Annotated in this window: 11 protein-coding genes; 4 read left to right on the forward strand and 7 right to left on the reverse strand. The window is 60.6% G+C overall.

The window, feature by feature from the left end; genetic code table 11:
* Positions 1–49 precede the first annotated feature (49 nt).
* Positions 50–1,141, forward strand: a complete 1,092-nt coding sequence (locus AOA62_RS31190; protein WP_099550556.1) for a calcium:proton antiporter — start codon at positions 50–52, stop codon at positions 1,139–1,141.
* A gap of 296 nt (positions 1,142–1,437) precedes the next feature.
* On the opposite strand, the gene AOA62_RS31195 is transcribed toward AOA62_RS31190, so the two are convergent.
* The 3 genes from AOA62_RS31195 to AOA62_RS31205 all read right to left on the reverse strand — a co-directional run bounded on the left by AOA62_RS31195 (position 1,438) and on the right by AOA62_RS31205 (position 4,046).
* On the reverse strand, positions 1,438–2,796 hold the full coding sequence (locus AOA62_RS31195; protein WP_099550557.1) for an 8-oxoguanine deaminase: 1,359 nt from the start codon (positions 2,794–2,796) through the stop codon (positions 1,438–1,440).
* A 187-nt stretch (positions 2,797–2,983) separates the two neighbouring features.
* On the reverse strand, positions 2,984–3,670 hold the full coding sequence (locus AOA62_RS31200) for an SDR family oxidoreductase (RefSeq protein ID WP_017134720.1): 687 nt from the start codon (positions 3,668–3,670) through the stop codon (positions 2,984–2,986).
* Positions 3,671–3,695: 25 nt separating this feature from the next.
* On the reverse strand, positions 3,696–4,046 hold the full coding sequence (locus tag AOA62_RS31205) for a MerR family transcriptional regulator (RefSeq protein ID WP_099550558.1): 351 nt from the start codon (positions 4,044–4,046) through the stop codon (positions 3,696–3,698).
* Positions 4,047–4,129: 83 nt separating this feature from the next.
* Between AOA62_RS31205 and AOA62_RS31210 the strand changes: the two genes are divergently transcribed.
* Positions 4,130–4,546 carry a hypothetical protein gene (locus tag AOA62_RS31210; RefSeq protein ID WP_099550559.1) on the forward strand — a complete coding sequence of 139 codons (417 nt, stop codon included), beginning with the start codon at positions 4,130–4,132 and terminating at the stop codon, positions 4,544–4,546.
* Positions 4,547–4,612: 66 nt separating this feature from the next.
* On the opposite strand, the gene AOA62_RS31215 is transcribed toward AOA62_RS31210, so the two are convergent.
* The 4 genes from AOA62_RS31215 to AOA62_RS31230 all read right to left on the reverse strand — a co-directional run bounded on the left by AOA62_RS31215 (position 4,613) and on the right by AOA62_RS31230 (position 8,357).
* Entirely contained in the window at positions 4,613–5,194 is a 582-nt protein-coding gene (locus AOA62_RS31215) for a YigZ family protein (RefSeq protein ID WP_065930576.1), read from the reverse strand.
* A 12-nt stretch (positions 5,195–5,206) separates the two neighbouring features.
* The gene (locus AOA62_RS31220; protein ID WP_017134724.1) at positions 5,207–5,866 is read right to left on the reverse strand and encodes a TetR/AcrR family transcriptional regulator; all 660 of its coding nucleotides are present in this window, start codon (positions 5,864–5,866) and stop codon (positions 5,207–5,209) included.
* An 87-nt stretch (positions 5,867–5,953) separates the two neighbouring features.
* On the reverse strand, positions 5,954–7,348 hold the full coding sequence (locus tag AOA62_RS31225) for a uracil-xanthine permease family protein (protein ID WP_099550561.1): 1,395 nt from the start codon (positions 7,346–7,348) through the stop codon (positions 5,954–5,956).
* Positions 7,349–7,436: 88 nt separating this feature from the next.
* Entirely contained in the window at positions 7,437–8,357 is a 921-nt protein-coding gene (locus AOA62_RS31230) for a LysR family transcriptional regulator (RefSeq protein WP_099550560.1), read from the reverse strand.
* Positions 8,358–8,482: 125 nt separating this feature from the next.
* Between AOA62_RS31230 and AOA62_RS31235 the strand changes: the two genes are divergently transcribed.
* Both AOA62_RS31235 and AOA62_RS31240 read left to right on the forward strand, forming a co-directional pair.
* The gene (locus AOA62_RS31235; RefSeq protein WP_017134727.1) at positions 8,483–9,832 is read left to right on the forward strand and encodes an aspartate aminotransferase family protein; all 1,350 of its coding nucleotides are present in this window, start codon (positions 8,483–8,485) and stop codon (positions 9,830–9,832) included.
* Positions 9,833–9,871: 39 nt separating this feature from the next.
* Positions 9,872–11,365: a CoA-acylating methylmalonate-semialdehyde dehydrogenase gene (locus AOA62_RS31240; RefSeq protein WP_017134728.1), complete on the forward strand. Its 1,494-nt coding sequence runs from the start codon at positions 9,872–9,874 to the stop codon at positions 11,363–11,365.
* The last annotated feature ends 163 nt before the right edge of the window (positions 11,366–11,528 follow it).

Genomic DNA, 11,528 nt, shown 5'->3' on the forward strand with positions numbered 1-11,528 from the left:
GCAGTCTGTACCCCATCAATGACTGATTTGCTGCACAAAAAGGCCCGGAATGCTCACATCCCTCAAGCAAGAAAAATTCATGTGGCTGGCGTTGATCGCCGCCATCGCCGCCTACCCGTTGGAGCACTGGATGCTGCACAGCGGGCAGATGATCGCCCTGCTAGGCGGCTTGGCGCTCATCGCTTTTATTGTCATGGCGTCGATGCGCGTCGCCCACCACGCCGAGCAACTGGCGGAAAAGGTCGGTGACCCTTACGGCACCATGATCCTCACCCTCGCCGCCGTGCTGGTGGAAGTGGTGATCCTGGCGATCATGATGAGCAACGAGCCCTCGCCGACTTTGGTACGTGACACGATCTATTCGGCGGTGATGCTCGATATCAACGGCATCCTTGGCCTGGCCGCGCTGATGGGCGGCATCAAGCATGGTGAACAGTCCTACAACGATGACTCGGCACGCAGTTACAGCGTGATGATCCTCACCGCCATGGGCGTATCGATGGTGGTGCCGGAGTTTATTCCCGAGGCTGACTGGAAAATTTACTCGGCCTTCACCATCGGCGCGATGGTGTTGCTCTACACCCTGTTCCTGCGCATGCAGGTCGGGCCACACAGTTACTTCTTCAGCTATAGCTACCCGGAAAAACGCCGAAAAAAGCAGCCGGAAGAACAGCAGGAGCCGTCGATCAACCTGGCGTTTTCCATCGGTACGTTGGTGTTTGGCGTGATTGTGATTGGCGCATTGGCCGAGGTGATGTCCAAGACCCTCGACCTGGGCCTGGAAGGTACGGGCGCACCGCCGGTGATTACCGCGATTGTGGTGGCGGCGATTTCGGCCGCGCCGGAAATTCTGACGGCATTGCGTGCAGCCTTGGCTAACCGCATGCAGTCGGTGGTCAACATCGCACTGGGTGCATCGTTGTCGACGGTGATTTTGACGGTGCCGGTGATGGAAGCCATGGCGCTCTACACCGGCCAGCCGTTCCAGATGGCGATGACACCGGTGCAGACCGTGATGGTGTTGATCACACTGGTGGTGAGTGCGATCAACCTCAATGATGGCGAAACCAATGCCATCGAAGGGATGACGCACTTTGTGTTGTTTGCGACCTTTATCATGTTGTCGTTGCTTGGGGTGTAACCGGCCCTCAAGCACACCCTAAATCCCATGTGGGAGTCGGGCTTGCCCGCGATGGCATTAACTCGGTATGGCTGAAAGACCGAGGTGCCTGCATCGCAGGCAAGCCAGCTCCCACATGTGTTGTTTGCGACCTTTATCATGTTGTCGTTGCTTGGGGTGTAACCGGCCCTCAAGCACACCTTAAAACCCATGTGGGAGCCGGGCTTGCCCGCGATGGCATCAACTCGGTATGGCTGAAAGACCGAGGTGCCTGCATCGCAGGCAAGCCAGCTCCCACAGTTGGCTTTGTGCAGGGCTCAGGTGCCGGCGATCAGCTGTTTCGCCGCCTGGCTGTGATCGGCAATCAAGCCTTTAAGGTCCAGCCCTTCAACCTGCCCATCGATCACCCGCCACTTGCCGCCGATCATCACCCGGTCCGCGCGGTCGGCGCCGCACAGCAGCAGCGCCGAAATCGGGTCATGGCTGCCGGAAAAGCGCAGCTCGTCTAGCTTGAACAGCGCCAGGTCAGCCTGTTTGCCCACGGCCAACTCACCGATATCCGTGCGCCCCAGCAACTGTGCCGAGCCTTTGGTGGCCCAGCCCAGCACGCCTTCCGGGGTGATCTTTTCCGCGCCGTAACGCAGGCGCTGGATGTACAGGGCCTGGCGCGCTTCGAGGATCATGTTCGAGGCATCGTTGGAGGCCGAACCGTCGACGCCCAGGCCAATCGGCGCGCCGGCGGCGAGCAGGTCCAGGGTCGGGCAGATGCCGGAAGCCAGGCGCATATTCGAGCTTGGGCAATGGCAGATGCCGGTGCCGGCGGCGCCCAGGCGGGCGATCTCGTCCGGGTTGAAGTGAATGCCGTGGGCCAGCCAGGTGCGTGGGCCGAGCCAGCCAACGCTGTCGAGGTAGTCCACCGTGCGCAGCCCGAAACGCTGCAGGCAGAAGTCTTCTTCGTCGAGGGTTTCGGCCAGGTGCGTGTGCAGGCGCACGTCGAGGCTGTTGGCCAGTTCGGCGCTGGCTTGCATGATTTGCGGGGTGACCGAAAACGGCGAGCAGGGCGCCAGGGCGATCTGGATTTGCGCGCCATCGCCGCGCTGGTGGTATTCGCGGATCAGGCGCTGGCTGTCTTCGAGGATCACCTGGCCTTGCTGCACGGTTTGCTGCGGCGGCAGGCCGCCATCCGCTTCGCCCAGGCTCATGGAGCCGCGAGTGAGCATGGCGCGCATGCCCAGTTCGCGCACGCTTTGCACCTGCACGTCGATGGCGTTTTCAAGGCCTTCGGGGAACAGGTAATGGTGATCTGCCGCGGTGGTGCAGCCAGACAGCAGCAATTCAGCCAAGGCGACTTTGGACGCCAGCGCGAGTTTTTCCGGGGTCAGGCGTGCCCAGACCGGGTACAGGGTTTTCAGCCACGGGAAGAGCGGCTGGTTCACCACCGGCGCCCAGGCGCGGGTCAGGGTTTGGTAGAAGTGATGGTGAGTGTTGATCAGCCCCGGCAGGATCACATGTTCGCGTGCATCGAATACTTGTCCGCACGGCACGGTGGGCTCTTTTCCCAAGCCCAGCACTTCGGTGATCACACCGTCTTGCAGCACCAGGCCACCACGGGCGTCGAGGCCATTGGCGGTGAAGATCGCGAGGGGTTTTTTTAACCAGATACGGGTCGCAGGCATTGGCCGGCTCCTCTGAATGATGGGTTCAGGTTTGCCAGCTCAGTGTTGCCCTGTCTGCTGATCCAGGGTCGCCGGTGAGGGCGAGGAGCAGAGTTTACGTGTAGTCCATGATCAGGTCTATCTGTAGGAGCGAGGTGCTCTTGAGACCATCGCGGGCAAGCCCGCTCCCACAGGTTGGACCGAGCTGTTACCAGGCGATGGTGTCGCCCTTGTAGTCCACGAAGTGATGGCCGCCTTTGCCGGTGTAGGCATTCACCTGATCCACCAGGCCGCGCACGCTGGTGTCGACATCGATGTGCGCGTTTTCGCCGCCCATGTCGGTTTTCACCCAGCCCGGATGCAGCGACAGCACGGTGAGCTTATGGTCGCCCAGTTGCGTGATAAAGCTGTTGGTCATGGAGTTGAGTGCAGCCTTGCTGGCCTTGTACAGCGCCAGGTCGGAGCCATCGGGAATAGTCACGCTGCCCAGCACCGAACTCATGAACGCCAGCACGCCGGTGTCTTTGCGGATCTGCCCGACAAAGCGCTGGGCCAGGTTGATCGGCGCCACGGCGTTGGTGAAAAACAGTTGGCCGACTTCCGCCAGGGTGGCGTGGCCCGGCTCCTGGTTGGCAGGGCCTTTGACGCCGGCGTTGACGAACAGCAGGTCGAAGGTGCGCTCCTTCAGGCGTTGGGCCAAGGCGATCACGGCTTGTTGATCGTCCATGTCCAGCTTCTCGATCTGCACCTGGCCCACGGCTTTGAGCGCATCGGCCTTGTTCGGGTCGCGCACGGTGGCGGTCACCTCCCAGCCGTCCTGCAGCAGTTGCTTGACCAGGCCAAGGCCCAGGCCGCGCGAGGCGCCGATGATCAGTGCGGTTTTTGGCGTAGACATGAAGGGCTTCCTTTGGAGTGGAGGTTCACGGATTCAGTGGACAACGTTGCCCGAGCCTTTGCTGCAACTCCTGGCGCAGATGGCCGAGTTCAGTGATGCGGGTTTCGATCAGGTTGAGCTTGTCTTGCAGCAATTGTGTGACGGCAGCGTCGGGATCGGGCGCCTGCCATAAGGCGGCGACGCTGGTGCCGATCTCGCCGAGGCTGAAACCCAGGCGCTGCGCAGTCTTGATATAGAGCACCAGTTGCAGCATGTCCGGCGGGTAGTCGCGGTAACCGTTGGCGCTGCGTTGCGCGGCGATCAACCCGCGCTGCTCATAGAAGCGCAAGGTGTCGCGGCTGACCTGGCTGGCCTGGGCTAATTCGCCGATACGCATGAGACGGGCTCGAGAGGGCTTGACCCTGGAGCATACTCCAGGCTTTAGCCTGCTGGCTTCTTGAATTGAAGGAGCTTGCTGCTATGTGGACACAAAAACGCTACCGGACATTGGTGCGGGCCAGTGCCTGGTATGACTTGATCATCACCGCCGCGTTTGTCACGCCGTGGAGTTTTGCATTAGTACACGGCCTGTTGCAGGGCTTGAACCTGCCGGGCGAGCTACCGCCGTTTCTGCCTGCGCATGTGCTGATGGCCAACCTGCTCGGCTCGATCGTGTGCGTGTGGGCAGTGCTGCGTATTCGCGACCCTCAACGCCAATTCGGGCTGTATGACGCGGCCGGCCGTGGTCTGTTTGCGACCTGGCAGCTGTACGCGCTGATGCAGGGCTCCACGTCGGTGCTGTGGATAATTCTGCTGTTGGAACTGCTGTGGGGCGTTGCGCAACTACTCCCGGTGAATACTGATCAAAAAATGACCGGCGCCCGTAAGCCCTTATGACAAAAGGGTTACAGACGGGTGTGCTCAGGTTATCCACAGGCAGGTGCACAGTAGATGTGGGCAGTTTCAGCGTTCGAGCAGGATGCGCCCACGGCTGAGGTCGGCGAGCTGGGTTTGCAGCGTGTCGATGTGCGCCTCGCCGAGTGCGAGCTGTAGCTCGACGCCGTTGGCGGTGAAGGTTTCTTCCACCACCAGCCCGCCCAGTTCGGCCACGCGCAGTTTCACCAGGTTCAATTCCGAGAAACTGCAGGCACAGCTCAGCGGCACGCGGCTGATCAGCTCGATGCGTTCGGCATTCTGCAGGCATTTGTTCGCGCCGCCGCCGTAGGCGCGAGCCAGGCCGCCGGTGCCCAGCTGGATGCCGCCGTACCAGCGAATCACCAGCACGGCGACCTGATCAAAGCCTTGGGCTTCAATGGCGGCCAGGATCGGTCGCCCGGCCGTGCCGCCGGGTTCGCCATCGTCGTTGCTGCGGTACTGGTCGGCGAGCTTCCAGGCCCAGCAGTTGTGCGTGGCGTTGAGGTCGCTGTGCTGCTCGAAAAACGCCTGGGCGTCTTGCGCGCTGGTGATCGGCGCGGCCAGGGTGATAAAGCGGCTTTTGCGTATTTCTTCACGAAATTCGCAAAGGCCGGTCAGCGTGAAAGGCATAAGTCGCTTCGTTTATAGGGCCGGCTTGATGCCGCAGCCTTTGAGGATGATATGGATCAGGTTGGTGCCGGCGTCTTCCATGTCCTGCTTGGTCAGCTTGGTGCGACCAGTGACGCGGCAGATCTGGGTGGCGAAGTCGGCGTAATGCTGGGTGCTGCCCCACAACAGGAAGATCAGGTGTACGGGGTCGATGGGGTCCATCTTGCCGGCTTCGATCCAGGCCTGGAACACCGCTGCGCGGCCACTGAACCAGGCGCGGTAGTCCTGGCTGAAATATTCGGTCAGGCATTCGCCGCCACTGATGATCTCCATGGCGAAGATCCGCGAGGCTTGGGGGTGGCGCCGGGAGAATTCCATCTTGGTGCGGATGTAGCGTGTCAGCGCGACGGCGGGGTCGTCCTCGGCGGTCAGCGCGTTGAAGGTGCTGTCCCACAGTTCGAGGATATTGCTCAGTACCGCGATGTACAGGCCGAGCTTGTTGGTGAAGTAATAATGCAGGTTGGCCTTGGGCAGCCCGGCACTCGAGGCAATGGTGTTCATGCTGGTGCCTTTGTAGCCATGACGCGCGAATTCGTCTTCAGCCGCCTGGAGAATCGCTTGTTCATTCTTTTGCCGAATACGGCTGGCAGGTTTACCGGCGTGGTTGCTGTGGGCAGGAACTTCGAGGCTCATGGAGGTTTCCGTGCTGATCGATAGAGACGACGTGTGCACAGATAACCCACCCTCAAGCCTCAGACAAGTCCCGATGCAATAAAACCGTCAAAGCGGTTCCAGTGTGTCGCTTTCCGGCGCGTGGTTTGCGCCTGCGGTATTCGCTTTGGCCTCGGGTAATAACAGGCACAACACGATGGCCGTCAGGCCGCCGCTGGTGATGGCCGAATCAAACAGGTTTTGCACCAGAGGCGGCATCAAGTGCAGCAACTCAGGTTGGGCGGCAATGCCCAGGCCAACGCCGAACGAGGTGGCGATGATCAACATGCTGCGTCGGTCCAGCGGCGCCTGGGCCAGAATGCGCACGCCGGCGGCGGCCACGCTGCCGAACATCACCAGGGTTGCGCCGCCCAATACCGGTTTGGGGATTTGCTGCAGCACCGCGCCGATCAGTGGAAACAGGCCGAGACAGAACAGCAGCACACCAATGTATAAGCCGACGTAACGGCTGGCCACGCCGGTGAGTTGGATCACGCCGTTGTTCTGCGCAAACGTGGTGTTGGGGAATGCGCTGAAGGTGGCGGCAATCATGCAACTGACGCCATCACCCAATACGCCGCCCTTGAGTCGACTTATATAAGAAGGGCCGCTGATCGGCTGGCGGGCGATCATGCAGTTGGCGGTCAGGTCGCCAACGGTTTCGATACTGCTGATCAGATAAATCAGCGCGATGGGCAGGAAGGCGCTCCAGTCGAAGTTGAAACCAAAGCGAAACGGCATCGGCACGCTGATCAATGGCAAGTCGGGCAAGGCTTGGGGCACCAGCTTGCCGCTGAACCACGCGGCCAGGCTGCCGAGGGCCAGGCCGATGATGATTGCCGAGAGGCGTATCCACGGCGTGTTCGAGCGGTTGAGCAAGATGATCGTCAACACGACGAACAACCCCAAGGCCAGGTTGGTCGGCGCGCCGAAGTCAGGCGCATTGAAACCGCCACCCAGGTCGGTGATGCCGACTTTGATCAGGCTGATGCCGATCAAGGTGATGACAATGCCGGTGACCAAGGGCGTGATCACACGGCGCAATTGGCCGATAAAACGGCTCAACACGATCTGCACCGCCGCGCCGAAAAAGCACACGCCAAAGACCATCGCCATGAGGTCTTCCGGGCTGCCGCCGCGTTGCTTCACTAGAAAGCCTGCTGACAACACCGCGCCGAGAAACGCAAAGCTGGTGCCTTGCAGGCAGATCATGCCGGCGCCGATACCAAATGGCCTGCGTGCCTGGATGAAAGTGCCTACGCCGGACACCATCAACGCCATGCTGATCAGGTAGGGCAGGTGGGCGGTGAGCCCCAACGTAGAACCGATGATCAGTGGCGGGGTGATGATGCCGACAAAGGCGGCCAGCACATGTTGCAAGGCTGCCAGTAGGGCCGGCAGTGGTTTCGGTCGGTCGTTCAGGCCGTAGATCAGGTCGTTGGGGCTCAAGGTTTCTGGTAGCATGGCGGGCAAACTCAGGGCGGACGGTTCAAGGTCCTGGTTCCCTTGCAAAAAGCTGTCCAGTTGCTCAGCTTTTAGCGAGAGGCCCGAATTAGCGCGTTGCCGCCAGACTCTCCAGAAAGCTTTCCAGCACCAAATGAGGGCGGCGACCCTTGCGCGTGACCGATGCGAGGCTCAAATCGTAAAAACGTGTAGCCGGTTTCAGCGCGCGCAGTCGGCCTTGTTGTACCCACAGGCTGGCGTAGTGGTCGGGCAGGTAGCCGATATAGCGGCCGGTGAGAATCAGGAACGCCATGCCTTCGCGGTCCGAGGCGCTGGCGGTGCAATTGAGTGCCTGGTAATGGGCCTGGATTTCGGCGGGCAAGCGAAAGGTCGGGGCGATGGCGTCCTGGCTGTCGATACGTGGGTCGTCCAGTTGCTTGTCGTCCGCGTAAAACAACGGGTGGCCAACCGCGCAGTAGAGCAGTGAGCGTTCGCTGTATAGGGGTTGGTATTCCAGGCCGGACAGCGCGCTCGCCTGAGGTACTACGCCGACATGCAGGCGACCATCGAGTACACCTTGTTCCACCTCGTTCGGCGCGATCATGCGGATCTGGATTTGTACGTCGGGGCCGCGTTCCTTCAACTGCGCCAGGGCGTGGGTGATGCGCATGTGGGGCAGGGTGACCAGGTTGTCGGTGAGGCCGATGATCAGTTCGCCGCGCAAATGCTGATGCAGGCCGTTGACCTCGGTGCGAAAGCTTTCCAGCGCACTTAATAGCTGCAAGGCCGATTGGTAGACCTCGCGGCCTTCTTCGGTCAGGGAGAAGCCGGCACGCCCGCGCTGGCACAGGCGCAATCCAAGGCGTTGCTCCAGGTCGCTCATCTGCTGGCTGATGGCCGAGCGGCCGATGCCGAGCACGGTTTCGGCCGCCGAGAAGCCGCCGCACTCCACCACGCTGCGAAAGATGCGCAACAGGCGGATATCGAAGTCGCTGACTTTGGCCAGGGGATCGGGTCGACGGCTGCTCATAGTTTAGTGAAGGCCTGACTGAAGGTTAGAAGAGTTGGATTTCACCGACTTTATCGCCGTGGCAATTTAGCTGCAACAACGCTTTTCAATCCCGACGCTGCCTTTTGCCCTGCGAGGTTTTGCTGATGAACATGCCCGAAAACGCCCCATCGTCCCTGGCCAGCCAATTGAAGTTGGATGCGCACTGGATGCCTTACACCGCCAACCGCAACTTCCAGCGCGACCCGCGCCTGATCGTCGGCGCTGAAGGCAGCTGGTTGATAGATGACAAGGGCCGCAAGGTGTACGACTCGTTGTCGGGCCTGTGGACGTGTGGCGCCGGGCACACCCGTAAAGAGATTCAGGAAGCAGTCTCCAAGCAACTGGGCACCCTGGACTACTCCCCGGGCTTCCAATACGGTCATCCGTTGTCCTTCCAGCTGGCGGAAAAGATCACCGACCTGACCCCAGGCAACCTGAACCACGTGTTCTTCACCGATTCGGGCTCCGAGTGCGCCGATACAGCCGTGAAGATGGTGCGTGCGTACTGGCGCCTGAAAGGCCAGGCCACCAAGACCAAGATGATCGGCCGCGCCCGTGGCTATCACGGTGTGAACATTGCCGGAACCAGCCTGGGTGGCGTGAACGGCAACCGCAAGCTCTTCGGTCAGGGCCTGATGGACGTTGACCATCTGCCGCACACGTTGCTGGCGAGCAATGCCTTCTCCCGTGGCATGCCGGAGCTGGGCGGCATCGCCCTGGCCGATGAGCTGCTCAAGCTGATCGAACTGCACGACGCGTCGAACATCGCAGCGGTGTTTGTTGAACCGATGGCCGGTTCCGCTGGCGTGCTGGTGCCGCCACAGGGTTATCTCAAGCGACTGCGTGAGATCTGCGACCAACACAACATCCTGCTGGTGTTCGACGAAGTGATCACCGGTTTCGGCCGTACCGGCTCGATGTTCGGCGCCGACAGCTTTGGCGTGACCCCGGACCTGATGTGCATTGCCAAGCAAGTCACCAACGGCGCGATCCCGATGGGCGCAGTGATTGCCAGCAGCGAGATCTATCAGACCTTCATGAACCAGGCGACGCCGGAATACGCGGTGGAATTCCCCCACGGCTACACCTACTCGGCGCACCCGGTGGCTTGCGCGGCTGGCTTGGCGGCATTGGACCTGTTGCAGAAGGAAAACCTGGTGCAGAGCGTAGCCGAAGTCGCCCCGCACTTTGAGAATGCGTTGCACGGGTTGAAGGGCAGCAAGAATGTGATCGACATTCGTAACTACGGCCTGGCCGGCGCGATCCAGATTGCCCCGCGTGACGGTGATGCCATCGTGCGTCCATTTGAGGCCGGCATGGCCTTGTGGAAAGCGGGTTTCTACGTGCGCTTTGGCGGTGACACCCTGCAGTTCGGGCCAACCTTCAACAGCAAGCCGCAGGACCTGGATCGTTTGTTCGATGCGGTCGGCGAAGTGCTGAACAAGATCGACTGATTTCTCCTTCTATATAGAACAACTTTTCAGGAGCCCTGCATGAGCCTTATCCAGCATTTGATCAACGGTGAGTTGGTCAATGACAGCGGCCGTAGTGCCGACGTGTACAACCCGTCCACCGGCCAGGTGATTCACCAAGTGCCATTGGCCAGCCGTGAAACTATTCAACAGGCGATCGACTCGGCCAAGGCGGCGTTCCCTGCCTGGCGTAATACCCCACCGGCCAAGCGTGCCCAGGTGATGTTTCGTTTCAAGCAATTGCTGGAGCAGAACGAAGCGAGAATTTCGCAGTTGATCAGCGAGGAGCATGGCAAGACCCTGGAAGACGCCGCCGGTGAACTGAAACGCGGCATCGAGAACGTGGAATACGCCTGTTCGGCGCCGGAGATTCTCAAGGGCGAGTACAGCCGTAACGTGGGGCCGAACATTGATGCGTGGTCGGACTTCCAGCCGTTGGGTGTGGTGGCGGGTATTACTCCGTTCAACTTCCCGGCGATGGTGCCGCTGTGGATGTACCCGCTGGCGATCGTGTGCGGTAACTGTTTCATCCTGAAACCATCGGAGCGTGATCCAAGCTCCACGCTGCTGATTGCGCAGCTGTTGCAGGAAGCCGGTCTGCCCAAAGGCGTGCTGAGCGTGGTGCACGGGGACAAGGGCGCAGTGGATGCGCTGATTGAAGCGCCGGAAGTGAAAGCCCTGAGTTTTGTGGGTTCGACGCCGATTGCCGAGTACATCTATTCCGAAGCAACCAAGCGCGGCAAGCGCGTGCAGGCGCTGGGTGGGGCGAAGAACCATGCGGTGCTGATGCCGGATGCGGACCTGGATAACGCGGTCAGCGCTCTGATGGGCGCGGCGTACGGTTCCTGCGGTGAGCGTTGCATGGCGATTTCGGTGGCCGTGTGCGTGGGTGACCAGGTGGCGGATGCGTTGATCGCCAAGTTGGTCCCGCAGGTCAAGGCACTCAAGATTGGTGCGGGCACCTCTTGCGGCCTGGATATGGGGCCGTTGGTGACGGGGCAGGCGCGGGACAAGGTCAGTGGCTATATAGAAGACGGTGTGTCTTCTGGCGCTGAGCTGGTAGTCGACGGCCGCGGTTTGAGTGTTGCCGGGCATGAAGAGGGGTTCTTCCTGGGTGGTAGCTTGTTTGATCGCGTGACCCCTGAAATGCGCATCTATAAAGAGGAGATCTTCGGGCCGGTGCTGTGTGTGGTCCGCGTTGACAGCCTGGAAGCCGCGATGCAACTGATCAACGATCATGAGTATGGCAACGGCACCTGCATCTTTACCCGTGACGGTGAAGCGGCGCGGCTGTTCTGTGATGAGATCGAAGTGGGCATGGTTGGCGTAAACGTGCCGTTGCCCGTGCCGGTGGCGTACCACAGCTTTGGCGGCTGGAAGCGTTCGCTGTTTGGCGACTTGCATGCCTATGGGCCGGATGGGGTGCGTTTCTATACCCGTCGCAAGGCGATTACCCAGCGTTGGCCGCAGCGGGCCAGCCATGAAGCGTCGCAGTTCGCCTTCCCGAGTCTGTAAGGCGTAGTAGGTGAAGGCCGGCCCCTTGGGGCCGGCTTTTGTGCTTTTGCGGCCTTTTTGACCTATATGACAGAAAAGTGAAAGAAAGGGATTGACGGCGTTTTATATCTGTCTATAATTCGCCCCACTTCCGGCGCAGTCGAAACGGAAAACTCCTTGGTAA

This window comes from Pseudomonas sp. 2995-3 (assembly GCF_002742565.1).
Taxonomy (GTDB): Bacteria; Pseudomonadota; Gammaproteobacteria; order Pseudomonadales; family Pseudomonadaceae; genus Aquipseudomonas; species Aquipseudomonas edaphica.

Bases quoted from the DNA above. Each gene is read 5' to 3' on its own strand.
- AOA62_RS31190 (WP_099550556.1), top strand. From the start codon at position 50: ATGCTCACATCCCTCAAGCAAGAAAAATTCATGTGGCTGGCGTTGATC.
- AOA62_RS31195 (WP_099550557.1), bottom strand. From the start codon at position 2,796: ATGCCTGCGACCCGTATCTGGTTAAAAAAACCCCTCGCGATCTTCACC.
- AOA62_RS31200 (WP_017134720.1), bottom strand. From the start codon at position 3,670: ATGTCTACGCCAAAAACCGCACTGATCATCGGCGCCTCGCGCGGCCTG.
- AOA62_RS31205 (WP_099550558.1), bottom strand. From the start codon at position 4,046: ATGCGTATCGGCGAATTAGCCCAGGCCAGCCAGGTCAGCCGCGACACC.
- AOA62_RS31210 (WP_099550559.1), top strand. From the start codon at position 4,130: ATGTGGACACAAAAACGCTACCGGACATTGGTGCGGGCCAGTGCCTGG.
- AOA62_RS31215 (WP_065930576.1), bottom strand. From the start codon at position 5,194: ATGCCTTTCACGCTGACCGGCCTTTGCGAATTTCGTGAAGAAATACGC.
- AOA62_RS31220 (WP_017134724.1), bottom strand. From the start codon at position 5,866: ATGAGCCTCGAAGTTCCTGCCCACAGCAACCACGCCGGTAAACCTGCC.
- AOA62_RS31225 (WP_099550561.1), bottom strand. From the start codon at position 7,348: ATGCTACCAGAAACCTTGAGCCCCAACGACCTGATCTACGGCCTGAAC.
- AOA62_RS31230 (WP_099550560.1), bottom strand. From the start codon at position 8,357: ATGAGCAGCCGTCGACCCGATCCCCTGGCCAAAGTCAGCGACTTCGAT.
- AOA62_RS31235 (WP_017134727.1), top strand. From the start codon at position 8,483: ATGAACATGCCCGAAAACGCCCCATCGTCCCTGGCCAGCCAATTGAAG.
- AOA62_RS31240 (WP_017134728.1), top strand. From the start codon at position 9,872: ATGAGCCTTATCCAGCATTTGATCAACGGTGAGTTGGTCAATGACAGC.